The following is a 23,740-nucleotide window of genomic DNA, read 5'->3' as shown; positions in this document are numbered from 1 at the left end:
TCTTGAACGCGTTCAAGCCGCGTCAGGGGGACCCTACACCGTCACCGGTCGGGGGTCGTCAGCGCTCTTCGTAGCGCGCCGCCACCTGGTCCGCGTACCGGATCGCGTCCGGCGGGTGACCCGCCACTCGCCGGCTCAGATGTCGGTGAACCGCCAGCCGCTCCAGTTGCCGTTGTGGTCGCGGCCGTTCTCCCGGGGCATGCCGTCGGTGCCGTGGTAGAGCACCCAGAACGTCCACGGGTCGCCGTCCGGGCGGACGCCGTCGTGGATGTAGACCCTGCTGCCGGCGGGGCCGTTGCCGCCCATGGACTGCCAGCCGCCCCAGTCGCCGTCGCGGTCGGTCCAGCGCGTCCACACGCGGGAGTCGGTGCCGATGACGAACTGCTGCTTGCGGCCGTCGGGGAGGGTGTGGTGCGTGACGCCGTACTCGCAGATGTACTGGCCGCCGCCCAGCTTGCAGGTGGCGGCCTGGGCCGGGGTGGCGGTCGCGGCGAGGCCGGCGACGGCGGCGGCCGCGAGCAGCGTCGCCTTGATCTTGTTGGTCATCGTGGTTCGAAGCATGCCGTCAGCCTGCGCGAGGGCGCCAACGTGCCACCAATGCTCCGCCAACGGCCGAGGAGGGGGACGGGTTCAGCGGGCCAGCCACGCCCACACCGCGCCGCCGAAGAAGATCACGCTTCCGGCGAAGTAGCTGACGTAGGCCCGGCGGTGCTTCCTGGTGGACACCTGTGCGTTCTCGGGCTGGTCGGGCAGATAGGCGACCGGCACGCGGGTTCCGAGATCCATCCCCATCCCCGTCCCCCTCGACACGGGCGTGAACCTGACGGCCCGTCCCTGCCGGTCGGCGAACTCGATGACGGGCGTCAGGAACTCGTCCCCCGTGAGCGTCACCTGGTCCACCACCACCCCCTCGGTGTGCACGCCGGACCGACGCAGCCGCACCTGCAGCCGCGCCTCCCGCACACCGCCCCACAGGCACAGCAGACTCGCCGACACGGCCAGCACGAAACCGATCACTTCGCTTGTCGTCATCCGTCCCCTGCCCTCCCTCGCCGAGCCCCGCCCGGCACGAGCCGCACCCTGCACGAGCCGCACACCAGGATGACGCGGCACCCGGCCCGATGGTTCAAGGGAAAGGGTTCACCGTGGCACGGCGCTAGCCGGTCCCGGGAGGTTCGGCGGGGCAGGACAGCGTCCCGCCGGGCAGCCGGCCGCCGGTCAGGAAGGCGTCGACCCGCTCCCGTACGCACCGCGCGTGGTAGTACGCGCCGTGCCCGTCGCCCTTGTAGTCCAGCACCACCGCGGCCGGCCCGAGCCGGCGGGCCGTCTCCTCCGTCCAGCGGTAGGGGGTGGCCGGGTCGCCGCGGGTACCGACCAGCAGCAGCCGCGGGAAGCCCGCGGGGCGGTCGATACGGCGGATGTAGTCGGTCCCGGCGGGCCAGCCGTAGCAGGACAGCACCGTCCGCAGCTGGTACGGCCCGAAGATCTCCGACGCCTTCTCGAACTCCGGCCGCAGTGCCTCGACCTCCCGGGCCACCACCTCCGGACGCGCCCTCTCCTCCCCCCGGTCGGGATCGTCGGCGCAGTTCACGGCCGCCAGCGCCGCCTCGGCGTTGTCCGGGGGCACGTCGTGCGGACCGTCGGTCCCGTCGTCCCGCTCGGGCTCGGCCAGCTCCATCAGGGCGGTCGGGTCGTCGTCCCGTTCCGCGCGCGCCAGGCCCTCGGCGAGGGCGGGCCACACCTCGGGCGAGTAGAGCGCGTCCGCGATGACGCCGACGAGGTCCATGCCCGTCAGGTACGTCCCGTTGCCGACCAGCGGCTTCCGGTTCAGCCGCGCCACCAGGTCGGCCACCTTCTCCTTCGCGGTGCGGGTGTTGGTGCCGTAGACGCACGCCGGCCGGTGGGCGCACCAGGTCAGGAAGTGGTCGAGGGCCCGCTGCTGGCTCTGTGCGGTGGTGAGGGCCTGCTCGCTGAGCGGTGCGGTGAGGGTGTCGACGCCGTCGAGGACCATCCGGCCGACGCGGCGCGGGTACTGGGCGGCGTAGACGGCGCCGAGCCGGGTGCCGTACGAGAACCCGAGGTAGTCGAGCTTGTCCTCGCCCAGGGCGCGGCGCAGCAGGTCCAGGTCACGGGCGACGTGGACGGTACCGATGTACGGCAGGACGGGGCCCGAGTGCCGCGCGCACCGCTGGGCCTGCGCGCGCAGGGCGGCGAGCTGGGACGCGGCGTCGCCCTCGCCCCCCTCGTCCCCGCCGTCCCCGTCGTCGGGGCGCGGGCCGCAGCTGACGGGGCGGCTGTGGCCGACGCCGCGCGGGTCGAAGGCGACCAGGTCGTACGCCTCACCGAGGTCGGCGAACAGCGGGTGGTCGGTGGTGAGGCTCTCGATGCCGGAGGCGCCGGGCCCGCCGAAGTTCATGACGAGCGAACCGAGGCGCTTGCCGCCGGTGGCCGGGAGCCGGGCGACGGCGATGTCGAGGGTGCCCCGGGCGGGGTCGGCGTGGTCGAGGGGGACCGTGAGGGTGCCGCAGCGCAGGGCGGCCGGGGCGTCGGGCCGTACACGCTCGCAGCTGCCCCAGCGGATCCCGGCGGGGGTGGGAGTGGGGGCGGGGGTGGGGGTGTCCGCAGGGGCGGAAGTGGCCGCAGGGTCCGTCCCCGTCCCCCGGGTCGGCGCGGCGGACGCCGTGCCCCCGGCGGCGACGACCAGGACGAGGCATCCGGCAGCGGCAGCGGCGGCGACACGGGAACGGTGCACGGCACCCTCCTCGGCGGCCCCCGCACGACGGCCCGACCCTGACCCGTCCCACCCTAGGCGGCAGGCCCCACCCCCGCCCGTTACCGCCGGTAGAGGCCTTCGATCTCCCGCTCGTAGTCCCGTGCGACCGCCCCCCGCCTGAGCTTCATCGACGGGGTGAGGTGGCCGCGCGCCTCGCTGAACTCGCCGGGCAGGACCGCGAACCGCCGGATCGACTCGGCCCGCGAGACCAGCTTGTTCGCCTCGTCCACGGCCTTCTGGAGGTCGGCGAGCAGGTCCTCGTCCCGCACCAGCTCGGGCAGCGGGACCCGCTGCTTCTTGTGCATCTGGCGCCAGTGCGCGAGCCCGTCCGGCTCCAGGGTGATCAGGGCGGTGATGTACGGGCGGTTGTCGCCGACGACCATGCACTGACCGACGAGCGGGTGGGCCCGCAGCCAGTCCTCCAGGGGCGCGGGGGCGACGTTCTTGCCGCCGGAGGTGATGATCAGGTCCTTCTTGCGGCCGGTGATGGTGAGGTAGCCGTCGGCGTCGAGTTCCCCGATGTCGCCGGTGGAGAACCAGGCGCCGGGCTGGATGCCGTAGCCGGTGTTCCAGTACCCGCCGAAGACGTGCCGGCCGCGCAGCAGCACCTCGCCGTCGTCGGCTATGCGGACGGCCGTGCCGGGCATGGGCAGGCCGACGGTGCCCAGGCGCGGCGCCTGGGGCGGGGTGACGGTGCTGGCGCCGGTGGTCTCGGTGAGGCCGTAGCCCTCGTAGACCTCGATGCCGGCGCCGCCGTAGAAGGCGGCGAGGCGGCGGCCGAGGGGGGAGCCGCCGCTGATGACGTAGCGGACGCGGCCGCCGAGGGCCTCGCGGATCCGGCGGTAGACCAGCGGGTCGTACAGGGCGCGGGCGGCGCGCAGGCCCAGGCCCGGCCGGCGGCCCTCGACCGCCTCGCCCAGGCTCCGGGCGACCTTGGCGGCCCGGTCGAAGGAGGCGGCGCGGCCCATCTTCTCGGCGGTGGCACGGGCGGTGTTGTAGACCTTCTCCAGGACGTACGGGATGGCCAGCAGGAACGTGGGCCGGAAACCGGCGAGGTCGGCGAGCAGGTCCTCGGTCTGGATGCTGGGCGCGTGCCCGAGGCGGACGCGGGCGCGCAGGCAGCCGACGGCGACCATCCGGCCGAAGACATGGGCGAGCGGCAGGAAGAGCAGGGTGGAGGCGGGGTCGGTGCTGACGGCCTTGAAGACGGGGTGGAGCAGTTCGACGGCGTTGTCGACCTCGGCGAAGAAGTTGCCGTGGGTCAGGACGCAGCCCTTGGGCCGGCCGGTGGTGCCGGAGGTGTAGATGACGGTGGCGACGGTGTCGGGCGAGCAGAGCGCGCGGCGCTCGTGGACGAGGGCGTCGGGGATGTGCTCACCGGAACGGATCAGGCGGGCGATGGCGCCGGTGTCGAACTCCCACAGGTGCGCGAGGCCGGGCAGGTGGGCCCGTTCGCCGCTGATCAGGCGGGCCTGGACGGTGTCCTCGACGGCGCAGGCGACGGCCCCGGAGTCGTGGATGATCCAGCGGGCCTGGAGGGCCGAGGAGGTCGGGTAGATGGGGACGGTGACCAGGCCCGCGGCCCATCCGGCGAAGTCGAGGAGGGTCCATTCGTACGTCGTGCGCGCCATGATGGCGAGCCGGTCGCCGGGCCGGAGCCCCTCGGCGATGAGGCCCTTGGCGACGGCGAGCACCTCGGCGCGGAACTCTGCGGCCGATACGTCCTGCCAGGCGCCGTCGCGGTCCTTGCGGGCGAGGACCGGGTCGGCCGGCGCCTGGGCGGCGTTGTCGAAGGGGATGTCCCCGAGCGACCCGGTCGCGGGCGGCACGGCGAGCGCGGGGACGGACACTTCGCGCACCACCCCGTCGACCACGGTTCTGACGGGCTCCACCAGCTGCGGCTGGACCTCCACGGCGACCTCCTCGTCACGAACGAGTTACCGCCGGTAATTTACGCACTGGTAAGGAACGCTGAACAGACCCGCGCACGCCACCTCCCCACCACCTCCACGCGGGTCCCCCGCCCCGACACACGTCCCGACCAGGGCGGAAGGCCCCACCCCCGGTCGGCCGTCCACCGGCCGAGCGATCATGTGCGGCACCCCGCATGTCACACTTCGCCCGGAAACTGACATCTCATATTTTGTGCATCATGACGGAGGCCGATGGTGACGCGGCGCGGGTGATCGCAGGGCGCTACGAACTGCTGCACAAGCTCGGAACGGGCGGAATGGGCCGGGTCTGGCTGGCCCACGACCCCGTCCTGGACTGCGACGTCGCCATCAAGGAGCTCGACGTACCGCCGGACCTGCCCGCGCACGAGGCGAGCGCCCGCGTGGCGCGGGCCCGCGGCGAGGCCAGGCACGCCGCCAAACTCCGCAACCAGCCGAACGTGGTGACGGTCCATGACGTCGTCGAGCACGACGGTCTGCCGTGGATCGTCATGGAGTACGTGCCGGGCGCCATGGACCTGGAGGCCTTCGTCCAGGAACACGGGGCGCTGGCGCCCGCCGAGGTCGCGGGCGTGGGGCTGGGTGTACTGGAGGCGCTGGAGGAGGGTCACCGGCAGGGGATCCTGCACCGGGACGTCAAGCCGGCCAACATTCTGCTCGCGCCCGGCGGCCACACGTCCCGGACCCCTCTTCCCAGCGACTACACCCGGGTGTCGCTCGCCGACTACGGGATCTCCCTCGAGTCGGGGTCCCAGGAGCCGCGGCTCACCAGCATCTCGGGCATCGCCGGAACCCCGGGCTATCTGGCGCCGGAACGGGTGCGCGGCGGGCAGCCGACCCCGGAGTCCGACCTCTTCTCCCTCGGCGCCACGCTGTACTTCGCGGCGGTCGGCGAAGGCCCCTTCGACACGGACACCCCGGCCGCCGCGCTGACGGCTCCGCTGATCGAGGAAGCGAAGCTGCCCGCCGACCTCTCCAGGGAACTGGCGCAGGTCGTCGACGGACTGCTGGCCAAGGACCCGGCCGAGCGGATCACCGCCGAGGAGGCGGCGCGGATCCTCGGCCAGGTGGCCGCCACCGACAGCCGCCCCCGGGCGCACGAGACGTCCGACAACGGCGGCGGCCAGCCGGTCACCGTCGCGGACGTGCGGCATCCGCAGACGACGGCGGTCCCGCCGGGCGATCCGGGCGCCGGTGCCGGTACGGATACGGGTGCGGGTGCGGGTGCGGGTATGGGCGAGCCACCGCGCCAGAAGCGGCGGGGCCCCCTGCTCGTCGCCCTCGCCGCGTCCGCCGTGGTGCTCCTGGGCGTGGGCCTGTGGGCGGGATCGGCCCTGCTGGACAGTGGCGGCGACGCGCCCCCGCCGCCTCCCTCCCCGACCGGGCCGCTCATGCCCTACGGCGCCGCCGTGAACCTGACGAAGGAACTCAAGCCGGGCGACTGCGTCGCGGCCACGTGGCCGGCCGCGAAGTTCGCGGGCGAGCCCCGGCTCAAGATCGTGCACTGCACCAAGGGAGCGCCGGCCGGTCAGGTGATCGACACGCACCTGCCCGCCTCCGTCGAGGAAGCCCGGCGCAGCGGCGGCACCGTCTGCGATGCCCTGGTCAAGAACACGGCCGGCAAGATGGCGGAGGCCAGGGCGTACGCCGTCGCGCCGAGCGAGGAGGGCTGGAGCCGCGGCGTACGGGCCATGCCCTGCCTGCTCTTCAACACCAGCGCACCGACAGAGGGGCCGGTCGGCCGCTTCCGTGCGTTCGGGCAGGAGATCACCCCGCGCACCGCCTCGGTCGGCGACTGCTTCGACACGAAAGACGTAGGGGGCGGCAGCTTCGAGCTCTACCTCGTCACCTGCAGCACACCGCACACGGAGCAGGTCGTGGGCTTCGCCCACGCGCAGGCGACCGTCAAGTACAAGGACCTCAAGCCCGGGTCCGAGGCCTACACCATGTGCGAGAACGACTTCGGAGCCGCCTACGCGAACGACCGGCACTCGGTCAGTACGTGGTGGGACGAGGCGTACTGGGACGCCGGATTCCGGCACCCGATGTGCACCGTCATCATGGCGGACGGAACGAAGCTCCCCGGCGGCACCGTCCAGCCCGCCTCGCAGGCCCGGGCGCGGCCGGCTCCGGCGGCGCGCCCGTGACCCGGCGGACGGAGCTCAGATGCTGCCGACGACCTTGCGGGGAGTGATACGGACGACCACCCGCGGCGCGTCGTCCTTCGACGCCGGGTTGAAGTCTGCGTACTCCTTGCCGGTGTACTTGAGCGACAGCTTGTTGATCAGGTCTTGGCCGCCCTCTTCCGTCATCCGGGCCGTGCCGCGGATCTCGGCGTAGGTGTAGGGCGCGTCGGCCGGGTTGATCATGACGTTGACGCGCGGGTCGCGCCGGAGGTTCTTCTCCTTGCGGCGGCCGAGGGTCGTGGAGAACAGCAGGTCTTCCCCGTCGCGCGTCACCCACACGACGGACTGCTGCACACTGCCGTCGGGCTGGAGCGTGGCTACGGTCGCGAAGACGGGGGTGTCGATGAGGCTCTTCAGGTCGTCCGAAAGCATGCCGGCCTTCCTTAACGTGACGTGATGGCGTGACTTCGCAGAGTGACCATTCCACAGTACGCGATCAGCCGTCGCCCGGCCGGTCCGCCGGGCTCCGGCCGTTCCGGCGGCAGTCCCCGCATTGGCCACCTGGTACGGGAGCGCGGTAGGCCCGTTCGCAGCCGTCGCAGGTCTGGAGCGGGTCCGGGGGCCTGAAGGCCGGGCGGGGCGGGGCGAGCGGGATCCGGGGTGGCAGCAGCGCGGTGAGGCGGTGGGCGAGGAACGCGGCCGGACTGCGCAGGTACGGCGGCAGGTCCGCGGTCAGGCTGCGGCGTACGGCGTCGGCATCGACGCCGCGTTCCAGCCAGGCCGCGAGCCCTGGCGTCAGGCGTTCCACGTCCCGTGCGGACAGCAGCAAGCGCGCATCGAGGCCGCGCAGGCCTGCGAGCAGGTCGGCAGCGGCCCGCCGCAGCGCCGAGTCACGCCCCGCGGTTCCTTCCCCGGGCACCGCTCCGGCGGTCGGATCCCCCTCGGGCACCGCGCCGGGCGCCGGGTCCGCTTCCGGCGCCGGGTCCTGCTCCGGTACGGACTTCTCCTCGGGTGACGGGGGCGGTACGACCGGCTCGACAGCGGCGGGCGGTTCGACCGGCTCCGGAACCGGCTCCTCCCGCGCGGCCCGAGGGCTGTTGTACGAGACGGTGCGAGTGACCAGGCGGCCCGTGGGCAGCTTCTCGCGGATGCGCTCCAGGTAGCCGTACGCCTCCAGCTCGCGCAGGGCGCCCGCCAGCCGCTGCTCGCTCTCCGGGAAGACCTCGGCCAGGTCCTTGATGCCGACGCCGGTGCCGTCCGGCACCGACTGGATGTAGACCGCCAGCCCGATCGCCGTCGCCGAGAGGTCGCCGTGCTGGGCGAGGTGATTGCCGATCACCACGAAGTTGCCAGTGTGCCGGACGTTGACGTGGCGGACACCAAATCGGGGGGACCTGCGGGGAACACGCGGGCGCGGCGTCGCGGGGCGCGCTAGGGTGCTGGAAACCATGTGGAAGCTGCTACTTCCTCTTGGATCAGGCCCTCGTCCGGGATTGCCGTCCCGGCGGGGGCCGTCTCATGCCTGTGGCTGTCGACGTGAGCATATGCCCGGCAACCTGCCAGAAATCCAGTCCGGTTGGGACGATTCACCCGTGTGAGCGACGCGGCGCCACGGGGAGGCAGGGAGGGGTTTGGTTTGGTCGGGTTCTTTCCCCTGGTTCTTCAAAAGCAGTTGATGTCGGTGGCCGCCGCGTTGCCCAGCACCGGATCGCACGTTCCCGCGATCCGGTCTCCCCGGCTAGCGTGGGGCCATGATCTTTCGGCGCGAGGACATCGATCTGCCCGAGGACCGCGGGTGCCTGCAGTGGGTGCTGGGCGTGCCGTTGGCGCTCGTCCACGCCCTGGCGGCGCTCTTCTGCTACGCCACCCTCGTCATGCAGCCCGACGGGCCGGACGACCACCGCACCCGCCTCGACATCGAGGCGAGTGCCACCGCCGTGCTGCTCGTGAGCCTGACCGCGCTGCTGATCACGGTCCTGCCGCCGTTCCGCCGGACCCTGGGCCGCTGGTGGTACGCCGTACCGCTGCTGCTGTCGCTGGTCGCGGTGGTCCGCGCGAAGACCGCCTGACGGGCGGACGGGCGGCGGGCGGACAGCACCGCGCCCCGCCGGGCGGGGCCCGGCGGGGCGCGGTGGCTGTGCTGTGGCTGTGCTGGCGACCTTCGGGCGTCAGGCGGTCGCGGGGACCGCGGCCTTGGGCTCCGCCACGGGGGCGTCCTCGTCCAGCGGGGAGGCGGACGCGGTGGCGTAGGCCTCCTTGTCCAGGATGTTCTCGCGGGCCGCGACCACGACCGGGACCAGCGCCTGGCCCGCCACGTTGGTGGCGGTACGCATCATGTCGAGGATCGGGTCGATGGCCAGCAGCAGGCCGACGCCCTCCAGCGGCAGGCCCAGGGTGGAGAGGGTCAGCGTCAGCATGACCGTGGCGCCCGTCAGGCCGGCGGTGGCGGCGGAGCCGACGACCGACACGAACGCGATGAGCAGGTACTCGCGGATGCCCAGCTGGACGTCGAAGATCTGGGCGATGAAGATCGCGGCGAGCGCCGGGTAGATCGCGGCGCAGCCGTCCATCTTGGTGGTCGCGCCGAACGGTACGGCGAAGGAGGCGTACTCCTTCGGGACGCCGAGGCGCTCGGTGACCTTCTGGGTGACCGGCATGGTGCCGACGGAGGAGCGGGAGACGAAGGCCAGCTGGATGGCGGGCCAGGCGCCCTTGAAGAACTGCAGCGGGCTGACCTTGGCGACGGTGGCGAGCAGCAGCGGGTAGACGCCGAACAGCACGATCGCGCAGCCGATGTAGACGTCGGCGGTGAAGGTGGCGTACTTGCCGATCAGGTCCCAGCCGTAGGTGCCGATGGCGGTGCCGATGAGGCCGACGGTGCCGAGCGGGGCGAGCCGGATGACCCACCACAGGGCCTTCTGGAGCAGGGCGAGGACGGACTCGGAGAAGGTGAGGATCGGCTGGGCCTTCTCGCCGAGCTGGAGGGCGGCGATACCGGCGACGGCGGCCATGAAGACGATCTGCAGGACGTTCAGCTCGGTGAACGGCGTGATGACGTCGGTGGGCACGATGCCGGTCAGGAAGTCGATCCAGGAGCCCTGGCGCTTGGGCAGCTTGCCGTCGGCCGGGGTGAGGCCGGTGCCCGCGCCCGGGTCGGTCAGCAGGCCGATCGTGATGCCGATGGCGACCGCGATCAGCGAGGTGATCATGAACCAGAGCAGGGTGCGGGAGGCGAGCCGTGCGGCGTTGTTCACCTTCCGCAGGTTGGTGATGGACACCAGGATCGCGAAGAAGACGAGCGGGGCGACGGCCAGCTTCAGCAGCTGGACGAAGATGTCGCCGACGCGCTCGAGGGTCTCCTTCAGCCAGCTGATGTCCTGGCCGCGGGCGAGCCAGCCCAGCAGGACACCGAGCACGAGGCCGGCGACGATCTGGGCCCAGAAGGGGAATTTGAACGAGGACTTGGGAGCCTCGGCGGTTGCGGACACGGGCACACTCCGGTGGCGACGCACAAAAAAGCGGGGGGACGTTTCTGCGAGGTGTTGCGGTGCGGCAGCCAGGAGGAGCCCGGCCGGGACCGCTGCTGAGCACTTACGAACAGCAACAGGCCGCGGACACGCGGCGGCAGAGATCGACGTGCAGGCGCGCCACGAGCGGAACGCTCATGGCAGTCGGAGGCGCGGCAGCAGTCAACATGCTGAGGACGCTAACACTTATCCTTTGAGAATCTCAAAGGGACCCTTTGAGCCAGGCCGCCGCAAAAACGCCGCCGCCCCGGTACAGGACGGCAGTTCCTGTACCGGGGCGGCGTGCGGGTGTGAGGAAGGTTACGGCCGCGCGGGAGTGCGGGCGCTACGACTGCGCGGCGCGGGCGGCGTCGTCGGCCGCGTCCTCCTGACTGCGGTTGTCGGCCAGGCGCGCCTTGGCGCCGGCGACCCGGTCCACGATCTGCTCGGACATCTGGTCGCGCTGCTTGCGCAGCAGGACGAAGGAGAGCGGCGCGGACAGCACCAGCGCGAGCAGCGCGACCCAGGCGAGGTTGGCGTCGCCGATGCTGGAGGGCACGAGCCCGACGCGGGCCAGCCCCCAGACGGCGAAGAAGCACCCGACGAAGATGCCCAGCCGCATCGCGGTGTAGCGGATCGTTGCGCTCGGCCTCTGGGACACGGTGACCCCTTGTCTGTCGGTACGTCCGGTGATGCCCGTCCAGTGAAGCACGCCGGGCCGGCCGTCAGTACAGCGGGAGCAGCATCGTGATGTCGTCGCGGTCGTCGCCCGGGGCGACGCGGATGGCGCCGGGGACCCGCCCGACCTCCTTGTAGCCGCAGGAGCCGTAGAAGTGCTCCAGGCCCGTGCCGCCGCGGCAGCCCAGGCGTACGGCCTCGATGCCCTCGATGGAGCGGGCCGCGTCGGCGACGGCCTCCATCAGCGCCCGGCCGGCGCCCCGGCCCTGGTGGCGCGGGTGGACCATGACCGTGTAGGCCCAGACCCAGTGCGTCATCAGCCGGTGGCTGTTGAGGCTGAGGAAGGCGGTGGCGGCGAGCCGGCCGTCCTCGTCGCGGCCGACGAGCAGGCGGGTACGGCCCTCGGCCAGGGCGGGCAGGTACTTGTCCATCTCGGGGCGGATCGTCGCGGTGGAGACGGGCGGTACGAAGCCGACGGAACCGCCGGCGTTGGTGACCTCGGCCCAGAGCTCGACCACGGCGTCGGTCAGGGCGGCGTCGACGACGGGGTCGAGCGTGAACGTAAGGGGCATAGAAGCAGATTATCTATTACCCGGGTAAACGGGACAAGGCATTGAGGGCGACGCCAGGGCAACAGAAACGGATACGGGTGAGGCCCCGCCCCCTCCCGGGGCAGGGCCTCACCCTCGACGCTCGTCGCGTCAGAGGCGCATCGGCTGCGGCGACTCGCGCAGCGAGGCGTCCGGGCCCGGGTACTCGCGGATCACCTCGTAGCGCGTGTTGCGCTCCACGGGCCGGAACCCGGCCTCGCGGATCAGCTCCAGGAGATCGTCCCGGGTGAGCTTGTTGGGGGTGCCGTAGTTGTCGGCGTCGTGCGTGATCTTGTACTCGACGACCGAGCCGTCCATGTCGTCCGCGCCGTGCTGGAGGGCGAGCTGGGCGGTCTGCACGCCGTGCATCACCCAGAAGACCTTGACGTGCGGGACGTTGTCGAAGAGGAGCCGCGAGACCGCGAAGGTCTTCAGCGCCTCCGCGCCCGTCGCCATCGTCGTCCGCGCCTGGAGCCGGTTGCGGATCTTGCCGTCCTTCATGTCCACGAAGTCGTGCTGGTAGCGCAGCGGGATGAAGACCTGGAAGCCGCCGGTCTCGTCCTGGAGCTCGCGCAGCCGCAGCACGTGGTCCACCCGGTGGCGCGGCTCCTCGATGTGCCCGTAGAGCATCGTGGAGGGGGTCTTGAGACCCTTCTCGTGCGCCAGGCGGTGGATGCGCGACCAGTCCTCCCAGTGGGTCCGGTGGTCGACGATGTGCTGGCGGACCTCCCAGTCGAAGATCTCCGCGCCGCCGCCGGTCAGCGACTCCAGGCCGGCGTCGATCAGCTCGTCCAGGATCTCCGAGGCGGACAGCCCCGAGATGGTCTCGAAGTGGTGGATCTCGGTCGCCGTGAACGCCTTCAGCGAGACGTCCGGCAGCGCCTTCTTCAGCTCCGAGAGCGAGCGCGGGTAGTAGCGCCACGGCAGGTTGGGGTGCAGGCCGTTGACGATGTGCAGCTCGGTGAGGTTCTCGTTCTCCATGGCCTTGGCCAGGCGGACGGCCTCCTCGATGCGCATCGTGTACGCGTCCTTCTCCCCCGGCTTGCGCTGGAAGGAGCAGTACGCGCACGACGCGGTGCACACGTTCGTCATGTTGAGGTGGCGGTTGACGTTGAAGTGCACGACGTCACCGTTCTTGCGCGTGCGCACCTCGTGGGCGAGACCTCCCAGCCAGGCCAGGTCGTCCGACGCGTAGAGGGCGATGCCGTCCTCACGCGTCAGCCGCTCGCCGGAGCGGACCTTCTCCTCCAGCTCGCGCTTGAGCCCAGCGTCCATGCGCGGGTCGCCTCCTGTCGTACGTACTGCCCTGTCGTGCAACGCTCCCCCGGGCTCCGCCCGGGGGCCACCCCACCGTACTCTCAGCGCTCTTCCGGCAGATCCCCGACCCGGTTCTCCCACTTCGTCGACAGCACGATGGTGGTACGGGTGCGCGAGACGCCCTTGGTGCCCGACAGCTTGCGGATGATCTTCTCCAGGCCGTCGACGTCGCTGGCGCGGACCTTGAGCATGAAGGAGTCGTCGCCGGCGATGAACCAGCAGTCCTCGATCTCGGCGAGGTCGCGCAGCCGGCGGGCCACGTCCTCGTGGTCGGCCGCGTCGGAGAGCGAGATACCGATCAGCGCGGTGACGCCGAGGCCGAGCGAGGCCGCGTCGACCGTCGCGCGGTAGCCGGTGATCACACCGGCGGTCTCCAGCCGGTTGATCCGGTCGGTGACGCTGGGGCCGGAGAGGCCGACGAGGCGGCCCAGCTCCGCGTAGGAGGCACGTCCGTTCTCCCGCAGTGCCTGAATGAGCTGCCTGTCCACCGCATCCATGTGCCTGAAGCCTTCCATTATTCGGCGATCCCGCAAGTTTACGTATAGAATCGAAGGTGCACAGGGTCGACACCCTGTGAATCTTTCAACAGATCAATGACGATCTTCAGGAGTGGTTCACCGTGTACACGATCGAGATGGCCTACGCGCATATGCGACAGCTCCAGGAGCTGGCCAACCGATCCCGTGCCCACCAGCCCGCCGCCGCCCACCGCGTCGACAAGGCGCGCAAGCCGCTGAGCAGCAAGAAGCGCTAGCTCTCCCGAGGGCGTGAGCTGCCAAGCTCACCCTCCCAACGGCGGTACAGCCGGTGCGGCACCCCTGCCGCGTCGAGCACCCGCCCCGCGACGAAGTCCACGAGATCCTGGATGTGCGTCGCACCCGCGTAGAACGCCGGTGAGGCGGGCAGCACGACCGCGCCCGCCTCGTCGAGCGCCACCAGATGCTTCAGGGTCTGACCGTTGAGCGGGGTCTCCCGCACCGCGACCACCAGCCGGCGCCGCTCCTTGAGCGTCACGCTCGCCACCCGCTGGAGCAGGTCCTTCGACAGCCCGAGCGCGACCCCGGCCACGCAGGCCGTCGACGCCGGGACGATCAGCATCCCCTTGACGGGGTACGAACCCGACGACGGCCCGGCGGCCAGGTCCCCCGCCGCCCAGTACCGCACGCCGTCCAGGTCCAGCCCGGTGAACGTCCCCGGTTTGCCGTCGGCCCCGCGGCCCAGCCACTGCTCCAGGTCCTCCCGCCAGTGCGCGTCACGGAAGGCGATGCCGGTCTCGTCGAGCAGGGTCAGCCGTGAGGCCCGGCTGACCACGAGGTCCACGCTCTCACCGGCCGCCAGCAGTCCGCGCAGCACGGACGCCGCGTACGGCGTCCCGGACGCCCCGGACACCCCGACCACCCACGGGGTGCGCTTGCCGTCAGTCATGGCTCCGAGGGTATCCGGCCACCCGGGACCGACGACGGGTCAGGTGCCCGTGCCGGGATCCACGGGCAGCACCGAGGTGTCGATCTCCAGCTCGCCGATGCCCGTCCTGACGGTCACCGTCTTGCCGTAGGGGATGATGTCCCGGCCCTGGTAGCCGTCTGGGCCCGGGTTCCACAGGGTCACGCAGTGCGCCTTGTACGGGTCGAGGATCAGGTAGTGCGGGATGCCGCGGCGGGCGTAGGCGCCGTCCTTGATCTGGTAGTCGGCCCGCTCGCTGCCGGGGTCGATCACCTCCACGACCAGCTCGATCAGGGCGGCTGGGTAGGCGCTGAGGCTCTTGTCCGCCTCCGCGGCAGGAATCACGGCCAGATCGGGGCAGCACTCGAAGTCGCCGTCGACGGAGAATCCGACCCCGCTGACGGTGTCCCACTCCGGCTGTAGTTGCACCTCGATGGCGTTCCACACCGGCATGATGGTGCCGGCGTGGAACGGCCTGTGGGCGGATCCCCGCGTCGGCGGGGAGCAGTTGACGGTGAACGGATTCATCGGCATCGCCCTCGGGTCACCCCCGCGGATGTGGGGAGCATGTGCCCCATCGAATCCGCGTCGGGCGTGGGGCGGGGCCGGTTCGGGGGCCGGTCACACGATCGGGCTAGAGCGTCAGCCCGCGGGCGAAGAGGTCGACCAGCGTGGCGAGGAACAAGCAGATGCCGATGATGCCGTTGACCGTGAAGAACGCCCGGTTCAGGCGGGAGAGGTCGTGGGGGCGAACGATCGTGTGTTCGTAGAGGAAGGCCGCCGCGACGAGTCCCAGGCCCGCCCAGAAGAACGCGCCCGCGTCCGTGGCCACGGCGAACCAGACCAGCAGGCCCATCGTCACCGCGTGGCAGCCGCGGGCGCCCCACAGGGCGGCCGGGACGCCGAAGCGGGCCGGGACGGACTTCACGCCCTCCGCGCGGTCCGCCGCCACGTCCTGGCAGGCGAAGATCAGGTCGAAGCCGCCGATCCAGATGCCCACGGCCAGGCCCAGGATCACCGCGTCCCAGGACCAGGCGCCGGTCACCGCGAGCCAGGCGCCGACCGGGCCGATGGCCTGGGCGAGGCCGAGGATCGCGTGCGGGTAGTTCGTGAAGCGCTTGCCGTACGGGTAGACCACCATCGGGACGACCGCGAGCGGCGCGAGCGCCAGGCACAGCGGGTTCAGCAGGGCCGCGGAGCCGAGGAAGACCGCCACCGCGATGCCCGCCCCGGTCCACGCCGACCGCACCGAGACCGCGCCCGTGACCAGCTCGCGCCCCGCGGTGCGCGGGTTGCGGGCGTCGATCTCCCGGTCGATGATCCGGTTCGCGGCCATGGCGAAGGTCCGCAGGCCCACCATGCACACGGTGACCAGCAGCAGCTCCCGCCAGTGGACCGTGCGGTCCGCCTGGAACATGGCCGTCAGCGCCGCGATGTAGGCGAAAGGCAGCGCGAAGACCGAGTGCTCGATCATCACGAGCCGCAGGAACGCCTTCACCTTGCCGGTCGGCTGCGGTGCCGGCCCGGGCCCGATCACCCCGTCGGCGGTCGTCGTCATGCGAGTGCGCTCCGGAAGTCTTCGAGGCCGGCGAGCAGTTCCGCCGCCGGGAGCGCGCCGAGCTCCAGGGTCCGGGGGCCGGCGGCGCCGTCCTCGTCGTCCTCGGGGTCCTCGGGCGGGGTGACCCGGGCGGTGACCACCCAGTCGGCGCCGGAGGGGCGTGCGTCGAGGCGCAGGAAGTTCCCGGCCTCCAGGGTGAACGGCTCGGCCGCGGCCAGGGCCTGCTGGAACTGCTCGGCGAAGGCGTCCGCCTCCGCGTCCCGCGCGCCGGGCAGTTCGAAGCCGTCGCCCTCCCCGTCCACGTCGTACATCAGGGCCCAGACGTCGCCGGGCCCGGCGAACTCCTCCGGGCTCACGCCCGCGTCCGCCGCGGCGGCGATCACGCCGGGCTGGGTGGGGTCGATCTCCGGGCGCGCCAGGGCCACGTAGGCCCCGGCCGTGCCGATGCTGAGTTCCGGGCCGCCGACGGCGATGGGGCTCACAGGCCGTACTCCTTCCAGCGGCGGTCCACCAGGGCCGCCGTCGCGGGGTCGGACTCCACCATGTCGGGCCAGCCGCCGTCGCGCGTGTAACCCTCCTCCGGGAGTTTCCGCGTGGCGTCGATGCCCGCCTTGCCGCCCCAGAACTGCTGGTACGAGGCGTGGTCGAGGTGGTCCACCGGACCCTCGACGACCGTGAGGTCGCGGGAGTAGTCGGTGTTGCCCAGCGCCCGCCAGGAGACCTCGTGCAGGTCGTGCACGTCGCAGTCCTTGTCGACCACGATGATCAGCTTGGTCAGCGACATCATGTGCGCGCCCCAGATGGCGTGCATCACCTTCTGGGCGTGCTTGGGGTACTTCTTGTCGATCGAGACGATCGCGCAGTTGTGGAAGCCGCCCGACTCGGGCAGGTGGTAGTCCACGATGTCCGGCACGATGATCTTGAGCAGCGGCAGGAAGAAGCGTTCCGTCGCGCGGCCCAGCGGGCCGTCCTCCGTCGGCGGCCGGCCGACCACGATCGACTGGAGCAGCGGCCGCTTCCGCATCGTCACGCAGTCGATCTTCAGCGCGGGGAACGGCTCCTGCGGCGTGTAGAAGCCGGTGTGGTCGCCGAACGGGCCCTCGGGCAGCATCTCCCCCGGCTCCAGCCAGCCCTCGATGACGACCTCGGCGTTGGCGGGGACCTGGAGCGGGACGGTCTTGCAGTCGACCATCTCGATCCGCTTGCCCGCGACGAACCCGGCGAAGAGGTACTCGTCGATGTCGCCGGGCAGCGGCGCGGTCGAGGCGTACGTGACGGCCGGCGGGCAGCCGAAGGCGATGGCGACGGGCAGCCGCTCGCCGCGTGCGGCGGCCACCGCGTAGTGGTTGCGGCTGTCCTTGTGGATCTGCCAGTGCATGCCGATGGTGCGCTTGTCGTGGCGCTGGAGGCGGTAGAGGCCGAGGTTGCGCACCCCCGTCTCCGGGTGCTTGGTGTGGGTCAGGCCCAGGTTGAAGAAGGAGCCGCCGTCCTTGGGCCAGGTGAAGAGGGCCGGCAGGCGGTCGAGGTCCACGTCGTCGCCGGTGAGGACGACCTCCTGGACGGGCGCGTCCTTGATCTTCTTCGGCGGCACGTGGACCATCGAGCCCAGCTTGCCGAAGGCCTCGCGGACCCCGATGAAGCCCTGCGGCAGCTCCGGCTTGAGCAGGCCGCCGATCTTGTCGCTGATCTCGCCGTACGACTTCAGGCCGAGGGCCTTGAGCAGCCGGCGGTCGGTGCCGAAGACGTTCATCGCCAGGGGCATGTCGGAGCCCTTGACGTTCTCGAACAGCAGGGCCGGTCCGCCCGCCTTGTTCACTCTGTCGACGATCTCCCCGATCTCCAGGTACGGGTCGACTTCGGCCTTGATGCGCTTGAGGTCGCCCTCCCGCTCCAGAGCCCGGAGCAGCGAGCGGAGATCGTCGTAAGCCATGCGGTCAAGTATCCGCCACCAACTACTCTGGGGATGTCACCGGGGCCCGTGACGGGCCCGCCACCGCCGAGGGGGTACGACCCACACCGTGCTGCGCTATCTGCCGTTCCTGCTGATCATCGCGCTGACCATCTACGCCTTCATCGACTGCCTGAACACGCCGGAGGAGGAGGTCAAGCACCTCCCCAAGGTGATCTGGGTGATCATCATCCTGCTCTTCTCGATCGTCGGTCCGGTGGTGTGGCTGTTCGCGGGCAAGCAGCGCGTGCCGGGCGGCGGGGGCTACGGAACCGGCGGCGGCCGGGCGCGTCGTACGCAGTGGGTGGCGCCCGACGACAACCCGGAGTTCCTGCGGTCCCTGCGTGACGAGAAGCCGTCCGCCCCGAAGGACGACAAGGGCGCGCCGGAGGGTCCGGCGAAGGACCCGGCCGCCGACGACGAGGGCGAGTCCGGGGACAAGGGCGACAAGGGCGACAGAGGTCCGCGCGCGTAACTCCCGCCCCTGATCCATATCCCGCGCACGCCAACGGAGTTGGCTGATTCCACCCCCGTCCGGACGGGGAAGCCTATGCTGCGGAGGGGGCATACGGAGCTGCTGCGGGCACCGCGCGAGGGGGTCGCGATGAGCGAGGGCAAGGGCCTGGTGATCGCGGCTGTGATCACCACGGTGGGCGCGATCCTGGCCGCGGTCGTCACGGCGTCCTGTTCCAGCTCGAAGGGGGAGCCCTCGATCGATCAGCGGGGAGGGACCAATGTTGTCTGCGGGGACAATTCCCACTGCGCGAACCGGTAGGCGCCGGCGGCTGCCGCCCGTCGCCACCGCCGTGGCCACGGCCGCGGTCCTGTTCACGGCCGGGTGCTCGACCCAGATCAACCAGAACGGGGGACCCAACAGCATCTGCGGCGACATGTCGACCTGCGCCAACGACAACGGGGGCGGCAACCGGAGCGCCGCCCCGGACGGCGGGTCGCCGTCCCCGATCTCCTCCGGCTCGTCCAGCGCAACCCCGTCAGCGTCGGCGTCGCGGTCGCCGTCGCCCTTCGGCACGGCCGACGACGAGCCCCTCCCCGGGCCCGCCAGCACGCGCCCGACGACCGTGAAGAGCGCCTCGGCGACCACGGGGAAGCGGGACACCGACCTCTCCGCCTACCCGACGGCCACGATCTACGCCAACAACGTGCCGCTGTTCCGCGTCGTCTGGGTGGAGACCCCGAAGAACGAGGTCCAGTTCAGCGGAGTGGGGCGGACCCAGATCCGGGCCCGCGGCGCCGAGGGGGTCGGCTACCACATGCGCGTGCCGTCCACCTCGTCCTTCCGGGTCAACGGCAGTTCGGGCAGCCTGGACTACGCCTTCGTCGGGCCCGACAGCCGCCTGCTGCTCGTCCGCAATCCCGGCTCCTGCTCATCGGGCTGCTCCGCCCTGAACCCCACCCGCAACGGCAGCGCGGTGCCGTACACGACGATCCTCCAGGTCACGGCGGGCAGTCTGGCGCGGGTCCCGGTGGGGTCCGTCATGACCTACCGCCTCGACTGACGACGCGGTGCGGGCCGCCCGTCAGCAGCCGCCCGTCACCGGCCGCCGGTCACTGCGCCCAGGGCAGGACGCGGGTGCCCTCGGTCCCGGGGACCGAGGCCACCCCGTCGGCGCGCATGGCGACGTACGCCTCGGCGGCCTCGGGGGCGTGCACCCGGCGCGGTACGCCGGGCGGCAGGACCAGGGTCCGGCCGGCGCCGATCCGTTCGGTGCGGCCGTCGCAGGTGACCTCCAGGCTGCCGGCGGTGACCGTCCAGACCTGCTCGCGGCTGACGGCGTGCTCGGGGCCGGTGGCCCCGGCGGTCATGGCGACCAGCCAGGTGGAGAGCTCGGCGCTGCCGCGGCTGGGGGCGGCCAGCCCGGTCATGGCGGCGTTGGGGGTGACGGTGATGTTCTCGGAGGTGGGGCTGATCACGTGCACGGCGGCCTCCCGGCGGGACAGGTGAGTCAAGCTGCTTTACTCGACGAGCCGAGTAAAGCAGCTTGACCCGCCTGTGTCACCCTGTTTCCGTGGCACACGACGACGATCCCGAACTCACCTTCCTGCTCGGCATGGGCTTCCAGCTCCTGATCGCCGAGTTCACCCGGCGCGTCGCCGCCGCCGGGTACGCCGACCTGCGCCCCCAGCACGGGATGGCCTTCCAGGTCCTCAAGGGGCCCGGCGCCACGAGCAGCGAGCTCGCCGAGCGCCTGGGCGTGACCAAACAGGCCGCCGGACAGCTCGTCGACGACCTGGAGGCCCGCGGCTACGTACGGCGCGAGCCGCATCCGGAGGGCGGCCGCCGCAAGCTCGTCGTCCTGACCGCGGCGGCCACCGCCCACCTGGAGACCGCCGGGCGGATCCTGCACGAGCTGGAGGCCGAGATCGGCGCCGGCACCGATCTGGCGGCCCTGCGCGCCGGGCTCGCCCGCCTCGTACGGACCCTCAACGGCCCCGGGGATCTGCCGGCCCTGCGCCCGGTGTGGTGAGCGCCAGCGCCGACTCCAGCCGCTCGAAGCGGGCCTGCCACAGCTCCATGCAGTGCGCGCACTCGCGCTCCGAGCCGTGCCGGTCGTCGGTGAAGCGGACCAGCGTGGAGTCCGTGCCCAGCGGCTCCAGGTGGAAGCGGATCCGGTCGTGGTCGTCGACGGTGTACTCCGCGACGCGCTCGACGTCCCACGCCGTGACCTCACCGGTCGCGGGCGCGTCCTCGTCGATCCAGCGCAGCGTCACCGCCCCGCCCAGGTGCCGCTCCAGTACGTCGGCCTCCGCGAGCCAGCCGCGCAGGCCCTCCGGCGTGGTCAGGGCCGGCCAGACCGTCTCGTAGGCGAACGGCAGGTGCGGCTCGAAGTGCAGCAGGAAGCGGTCGCCGCCCCGGCGCTCGCTGGTGCCTTGCGGTGTCGGCATGGCACCAGCGTCCCGCGCCGCGGGCGGCCCCGCACGTCGGGGGCGTGTGGTTACACGCCGCCGTAGGAGTGCTTGCCGTTGAGCAGGATGTTCACGCCGTAGTAGTTCCAGATCCAGCAGGCGAAGGCGAACAGCGCCAGGTAGGCGGCCTTGCGGCCCTTCCAGCCCGCAGTGGCCCGCGCATGCAGGTAGCAGGCGTACGCCACCCACGTCACGAAGGACCAGACCTCCTTGGGGTCCCAGTCCCAGTACCGGCCCCAGGCGTCGCCCGCCCAGATCGCGCCCGCGATGATCGTGAAGGTCCACAGCGGGAAGACGGCCGCGTTGATCCGGTACGCGAACTTGTCGAGCGAGCCCGCCGAGGGCAGCCGCTCCATCACCGAGGTGGCGAAGGCGCCCGGCTTACCGCCGCCGGCGAGCTTGGCCTCGTAGGAGTCGCGGAAGAGGTACAGGACCGTGCCGGCCGCGCCGATGTAGAACACCGCGCCGCAGAAGATCGCGGTCGAGACGTGGATCCACAGCCAGTACGAGTCCAGCGCCGGAACCAGCTGGTCGCTCTCGGTGTACAGCCACTTGGTGGCGATGCCCAGGTCCAGCAGGACGGTGGTGACCAGGACCAGGCCGAGCCAGCGGACGTTCTTCTTCAGCGCCAGCAGCACCAGGTACGCGCCGACGGCCACCGTGGAGAAGGTGATCGAGAACTCGTACATGTTGCCCCAGGGGGCCCGCTCGACCGACAGCGCGCGGGCGACCACGCCGCCCGCCTCGATCAGGAAGCCGAGCGCGGTCAGCGAGACCGCGATCCGCCCGTACAGGTCTCCCTGCGCGCTGGTGCCGGCCGCACCCGGGCCGTCGGGGACGTCGCGGGTGCCGGCGCCGGAGCGGGTGACGACCTTCGGCTTGTCCAGGACGGCCGTCCCGCCGCCCTTGGTGCGCACCTGCACGGCGGGCCCGGCCGCCGCCTCGGCGCCGGTCAGCGCGGCGGCGGTGCGGCCGACCTTGCTGCGGCTGCCGAAGACCCACTCGGCGATGTGCGCGAGGAAGGCCAGCGTGTAGACCGCCATGGACGAATAGATCAGGTAGTTGCTGATCTCAGCCAGGTTCTCGTGGGCTGCGGCAGCGAGCGGCGTCATCCGCGCTCTCCTTCTTCGGACGCTTCGGGCTCTTCGAGGTCTTCGGTCCCGGGCTCGGGGTCGGGGTCGGGCGCGGTCGGCGCCTGCTGGTTCACGGTGGCGGCCAGGTCCGCCAGCTCCTCCGGGAGCCTGGCGGACTCACTGCGGCCCAGGCCCGCCATCTCGACGACGGTCACACCGTCCGGGCCGGTCACCGCGCGGACCCAGACCCGGCGGCGCTGGATGAACAGCGAGGCGGCCAGGCCCGCGATGGCGGCGATCGCGCCGCCGAGCGCGAGCCCGTTGCCCGGCGCCTGGGAGATCTGGAAGGTGGCCCACCGCTCCAGGCCCACGAACTTCACGGTGCCCGCGCCGCCGGGCAGGGTCATCGTCTCGCCCGGCAGCAGCATCTGCGCGAACGGGTCGCCGTTCTCCTTCTTGAACTGCTGCATCTTGCGCGTGTCCAGCTGGTACACGTTCTGCGGCAGGCCCGAGTCCACTCCCAGGCTGCCGTGGAAGGCGTTGAGCGCGAGGACCGGGAACTTGGCGTCGGGGAACTGCGAGGCCATCGTGCCGTGCCCCTTGCCCGCGAAGGTCGGCACGAAGCGGGCGCTGAAGCCCAGCTGTTCCGTGACGCCGTCCTTGTTGCGGTAGCCGTCGGTGACCTTGATGGCGCCGGCGGAGGTCAGGTTCGCGTCCTGCGGCAGCATCGGCACCGCGTCGCGGTAGATCTCCTTGCCCGACGGGTCGGTCACCGAGATGATCGGCGCGTAGCCGTGGCCGAGCAGGAAGACCTTGGAGCCGTCGACCTCCAGCGGCTCGTTGACCTCGATCTCGGCGGGGGTCGGCGTACCGTGCGCGCCCTTGGTGAGGGTGACGTACGCCTTGAAGTCGCGCGGGGTGCCCTTCTGCGGGCCGTCCTCCTCGAACGTCGCGTCGAAGCGGTCGAGGGTGAAGCTGAACGGCGGCAGGTCGGCGGTGTCGAAGAGCGCGCCGGAGCGGAAGTCGTCGTACTGCGTGAGCGTGTTCGCGAAGCCGCCGCCGCGCAGGACGAGCTTGCCGCCCTCGGACTTGTAGAGCTTGCCGGCGGCGAAGGCGACGAGGATCGCGATCAGCGCGATGTGGAAGACCAGGTTGCCGGCCTCGCGCAGATAGCCCTTCTCGGCGGCGACGGAGTTCCCGGAGGCGGGTGCGCCCGTGTGCGTCTCCGTACGGAAGCGGCGCCCGGCGAGCACGGTCCGGGCGTGGCCGAGGACCTCCTCGGGGGCGGTCCGCGTACGCCAGGTCGTGTACGCGGGCATCCGGTCGAGCCGCCTGGGCGCGGCCGGCGGGCGGCCGCGCAGCTGGCCGACGAACTGCCAGGTGCGGGGCACGATGCAGCCGATGAGCGAGACGAACAGCAGGATGTAGATCGCGGAGAACCACACCGAGCTGTAGACGTCGAACAGCTGGAGCTTCTCGGCGAGCGGCACCCAGAAGGCGTGCTTGTCCTTCCACGCCGCGACCTTCATCGGGTCGATGTGGGTCTGCGGCACCAGCGAGCCGGGGATGGAGCCCAGCGACAGCAAGAAGAGCAGGATCAGCGCGACCCGCATGGAGGTCAGCTGCCGCCAGAACCAGCGGGCCCAGCCGAGGACGCCGATCCCGACGGGGGCGGCGTCCTCGGCGGGGGCCGTGGACAGCTGGGCCCCGGCGGCGCCGGCGGCCGGCTCGTTGGCGTCCGGCTCGTTGGCGTCCGCGTCCGGCGCGGTGCCGGCGTCCGGCGCGGTGGCGGCGTCCGGCGCGGTGCCGGCGTCCGGCGCGGTGCCGGCGGTCTTGTCCGTCGTACTCATG

At 71.7% G+C, this 23,740-nt stretch carries 27 protein-coding genes; 7 read left to right on the top strand and 20 right to left on the bottom strand.

Going from position 1 to position 23,740, the window contains the following annotated elements:
* Positions 1-135 precede the first annotated feature (135 nt).
* The 4 genes from ACZ6KO_RS13645 to ACZ6KO_RS13630 all read right to left on the bottom strand — a co-directional run bounded on the left by ACZ6KO_RS13645 (position 136) and on the right by ACZ6KO_RS13630 (position 4,686).
* Positions 136-561 carry a hypothetical protein gene (locus ACZ6KO_RS13645; RefSeq protein ID WP_469304140.1) on the bottom strand — a complete coding sequence of 142 codons (426 nt, stop codon included), beginning with the start codon at positions 559-561 and terminating at the stop codon, positions 136-138.
* A gap of 69 nt (positions 562-630) precedes the next feature.
* Positions 631-1,032: a DUF3592 domain-containing protein gene (locus ACZ6KO_RS13640; RefSeq protein WP_469304138.1), complete on the bottom strand. Its 402-nt coding sequence runs from the start codon at positions 1,030-1,032 to the stop codon at positions 631-633.
* A gap of 124 nt (positions 1,033-1,156) precedes the next feature.
* Positions 1,157-2,752, bottom strand: a complete 1,596-nt coding sequence (locus tag ACZ6KO_RS13635) for an alpha/beta hydrolase (protein ID WP_469304135.1) — start codon at positions 2,750-2,752, stop codon at positions 1,157-1,159.
* Between the two features lie 80 nt (positions 2,753-2,832).
* The gene (locus ACZ6KO_RS13630; RefSeq protein ID WP_469304132.1) at positions 2,833-4,686 is read right to left on the bottom strand and encodes an AMP-dependent synthetase/ligase; all 1,854 of its coding nucleotides are present in this window, start codon (positions 4,684-4,686) and stop codon (positions 2,833-2,835) included.
* 239 nt (positions 4,687-4,925) lie between these two features.
* Here ACZ6KO_RS13630 and ACZ6KO_RS13625 point away from each other — a divergent pair, with 239 nt between their 5' ends.
* The gene (locus ACZ6KO_RS13625) at positions 4,926-6,872 is read left to right on the top strand and encodes a serine/threonine-protein kinase (protein ID WP_469304130.1); all 1,947 of its coding nucleotides are present in this window, start codon (positions 4,926-4,928) and stop codon (positions 6,870-6,872) included.
* A gap of 15 nt (positions 6,873-6,887) precedes the next feature.
* On the opposite strand, the gene ACZ6KO_RS13620 is transcribed toward ACZ6KO_RS13625, so the two are convergent.
* On the bottom strand, positions 6,888-7,283 hold the full coding sequence (locus ACZ6KO_RS13620; protein WP_469304128.1) for a PPOX class F420-dependent oxidoreductase: 396 nt from the start codon (positions 7,281-7,283) through the stop codon (positions 6,888-6,890).
* Between the two features lie 64 nt (positions 7,284-7,347).
* Positions 7,348-8,193, bottom strand: a complete 846-nt coding sequence (locus ACZ6KO_RS13615; RefSeq protein ID WP_469304127.1) for a helix-turn-helix domain-containing protein — start codon at positions 8,191-8,193, stop codon at positions 7,348-7,350.
* Between the two features lie 409 nt (positions 8,194-8,602).
* On the opposite strand from ACZ6KO_RS13615, the gene ACZ6KO_RS13610 reads away from it, so the two are divergent.
* A complete protein-coding gene (locus tag ACZ6KO_RS13610; RefSeq protein WP_469304124.1) occupies positions 8,603-8,920 on the top strand; it encodes a hypothetical protein in 318 nt (105 codons plus the stop codon).
* Positions 8,921-9,019: 99 nt separating this feature from the next.
* On the opposite strand, the gene ACZ6KO_RS13605 is transcribed toward ACZ6KO_RS13610, so the two are convergent.
* The 5 genes from ACZ6KO_RS13605 to ACZ6KO_RS13585 all read right to left on the bottom strand — a co-directional run bounded on the left by ACZ6KO_RS13605 (position 9,020) and on the right by ACZ6KO_RS13585 (position 13,439).
* The gene (locus ACZ6KO_RS13605; protein WP_469304122.1) at positions 9,020-10,345 is read right to left on the bottom strand and encodes a dicarboxylate/amino acid:cation symporter; all 1,326 of its coding nucleotides are present in this window, start codon (positions 10,343-10,345) and stop codon (positions 9,020-9,022) included.
* A gap of 358 nt (positions 10,346-10,703) precedes the next feature.
* Positions 10,704-10,979, bottom strand: coding sequence for a DUF4229 domain-containing protein (locus ACZ6KO_RS13600; RefSeq protein WP_469304966.1), 276 nt, complete (start codon positions 10,977-10,979; stop codon positions 10,704-10,706).
* 103 nt (positions 10,980-11,082) lie between these two features.
* Entirely contained in the window at positions 11,083-11,607 is a 525-nt protein-coding gene (locus tag ACZ6KO_RS13595) for a GNAT family N-acetyltransferase (RefSeq protein WP_469304119.1), read from the bottom strand.
* 129 nt (positions 11,608-11,736) lie between these two features.
* Positions 11,737-12,900, bottom strand: coding sequence for an aminofutalosine synthase MqnE (mqnE, locus tag ACZ6KO_RS13590; RefSeq protein ID WP_469304117.1), 1,164 nt, complete (start codon positions 12,898-12,900; stop codon positions 11,737-11,739).
* A gap of 83 nt (positions 12,901-12,983) precedes the next feature.
* Positions 12,984-13,439 carry an Lrp/AsnC family transcriptional regulator gene (locus ACZ6KO_RS13585; RefSeq protein WP_361722164.1) on the bottom strand — a complete coding sequence of 152 codons (456 nt, stop codon included), beginning with the start codon at positions 13,437-13,439 and terminating at the stop codon, positions 12,984-12,986.
* A gap of 122 nt (positions 13,440-13,561) precedes the next feature.
* Between ACZ6KO_RS13585 and ACZ6KO_RS13580 the strand changes: the two genes are divergently transcribed.
* Positions 13,562-13,696 (top strand): hypothetical protein, encoded by a 135-nt coding sequence (locus tag ACZ6KO_RS13580; RefSeq protein ID WP_401455934.1) that lies wholly within the window; start codon positions 13,562-13,564, stop codon positions 13,694-13,696.
* On the opposite strand, the gene ACZ6KO_RS13575 is transcribed toward ACZ6KO_RS13580, so the two are convergent.
* The 5 genes from ACZ6KO_RS13575 to ACZ6KO_RS13555 form a co-directional block, all read right to left on the bottom strand.
* Positions 13,693-14,367: a UbiX family flavin prenyltransferase gene (locus ACZ6KO_RS13575; protein WP_401455886.1), complete on the bottom strand. Its 675-nt coding sequence runs from the start codon at positions 14,365-14,367 to the stop codon at positions 13,693-13,695. The two genes, ACZ6KO_RS13580 and ACZ6KO_RS13575, sit on opposite strands and share 4 nt — an antisense overlap.
* A gap of 39 nt (positions 14,368-14,406) precedes the next feature.
* Complete coding sequence (locus tag ACZ6KO_RS13570) at positions 14,407-14,919, bottom strand: Uma2 family endonuclease (protein WP_469304110.1); 513 nt, start codon at positions 14,917-14,919, stop codon at positions 14,407-14,409.
* A 100-nt stretch (positions 14,920-15,019) separates the two neighbouring features.
* Positions 15,020-15,943 carry a menaquinone biosynthesis prenyltransferase MqnP gene (mqnP, locus tag ACZ6KO_RS13565; protein ID WP_469304108.1) on the bottom strand — a complete coding sequence of 308 codons (924 nt, stop codon included), beginning with the start codon at positions 15,941-15,943 and terminating at the stop codon, positions 15,020-15,022.
* The gene (locus ACZ6KO_RS13560; RefSeq protein ID WP_469304106.1) at positions 15,940-16,425 is read right to left on the bottom strand and encodes a hypothetical protein; all 486 of its coding nucleotides are present in this window, start codon (positions 16,423-16,425) and stop codon (positions 15,940-15,942) included. Before ACZ6KO_RS13560 ends, mqnP begins: the two co-directional genes overlap by 4 nt.
* Positions 16,422-17,873, bottom strand: coding sequence for a menaquinone biosynthesis decarboxylase (locus tag ACZ6KO_RS13555; protein ID WP_469304103.1), 1,452 nt, complete (start codon positions 17,871-17,873; stop codon positions 16,422-16,424). The genes ACZ6KO_RS13560 and ACZ6KO_RS13555 overlap by 4 nt, the downstream gene beginning before the upstream one ends.
* Positions 17,874-17,961: 88 nt before the next feature.
* Here ACZ6KO_RS13555 and ACZ6KO_RS13550 point away from each other — a divergent pair, with 88 nt between their 5' ends.
* From ACZ6KO_RS13550 to ACZ6KO_RS13540, 3 genes are all read left to right on the top strand, one after another.
* On the top strand, positions 17,962-18,366 hold the full coding sequence (locus ACZ6KO_RS13550; protein WP_469304100.1) for a PLD nuclease N-terminal domain-containing protein: 405 nt from the start codon (positions 17,962-17,964) through the stop codon (positions 18,364-18,366).
* 129 nt (positions 18,367-18,495) lie between these two features.
* A complete protein-coding gene (locus ACZ6KO_RS13545; RefSeq protein ID WP_469304098.1) occupies positions 18,496-18,666 on the top strand; it encodes a hypothetical protein in 171 nt (56 codons plus the stop codon).
* A 31-nt stretch (positions 18,667-18,697) separates the two neighbouring features.
* Positions 18,698-19,408, top strand: coding sequence for a hypothetical protein (locus ACZ6KO_RS13540; RefSeq protein WP_469304094.1), 711 nt, complete (start codon positions 18,698-18,700; stop codon positions 19,406-19,408).
* Positions 19,409-19,457: 49 nt separating this feature from the next.
* On the opposite strand, the gene ACZ6KO_RS13535 is transcribed toward ACZ6KO_RS13540, so the two are convergent.
* Entirely contained in the window at positions 19,458-19,859 is a 402-nt protein-coding gene (locus tag ACZ6KO_RS13535) for a cupin domain-containing protein (RefSeq protein ID WP_469304092.1), read from the bottom strand.
* A gap of 101 nt (positions 19,860-19,960) precedes the next feature.
* On the opposite strand from ACZ6KO_RS13535, the gene ACZ6KO_RS13530 reads away from it, so the two are divergent.
* Complete coding sequence (locus tag ACZ6KO_RS13530) at positions 19,961-20,377, top strand: MarR family winged helix-turn-helix transcriptional regulator (RefSeq protein ID WP_469304965.1); 417 nt, start codon at positions 19,961-19,963, stop codon at positions 20,375-20,377.
* On the opposite strand, the gene ACZ6KO_RS13525 is transcribed toward ACZ6KO_RS13530, so the two are convergent.
* The 3 genes from ACZ6KO_RS13525 to resB are packed head-to-tail and all read right to left on the bottom strand — an operon-like array spanning position 20,334 to position 23,739.
* The gene (locus ACZ6KO_RS13525) at positions 20,334-20,795 is read right to left on the bottom strand and encodes an SRPBCC domain-containing protein (RefSeq protein WP_469304088.1); all 462 of its coding nucleotides are present in this window, start codon (positions 20,793-20,795) and stop codon (positions 20,334-20,336) included. The two genes, ACZ6KO_RS13530 and ACZ6KO_RS13525, sit on opposite strands and share 44 nt — an antisense overlap.
* Before the next feature lie 50 nt (positions 20,796-20,845).
* A complete protein-coding gene (ccsB, locus tag ACZ6KO_RS13520) occupies positions 20,846-21,928 on the bottom strand; it encodes a c-type cytochrome biogenesis protein CcsB (protein WP_469304086.1) in 1,083 nt (360 codons plus the stop codon).
* Positions 21,925-23,739 carry a cytochrome c biogenesis protein ResB gene (gene resB / locus ACZ6KO_RS13515; RefSeq protein WP_469304084.1) on the bottom strand — a complete coding sequence of 605 codons (1,815 nt, stop codon included), beginning with the start codon at positions 23,737-23,739 and terminating at the stop codon, positions 21,925-21,927. The genes ccsB and resB overlap by 4 nt, the downstream gene beginning before the upstream one ends.
* Position 23,740 lies beyond the last annotated feature (1 nt).

The organism is Streptomyces sp. NPDC042102 (assembly GCF_055582305.1).
The sequence above is the reverse complement of the archived record's forward strand: the minus strand, read 5'-3'. Positions and strand labels throughout refer to the sequence as shown.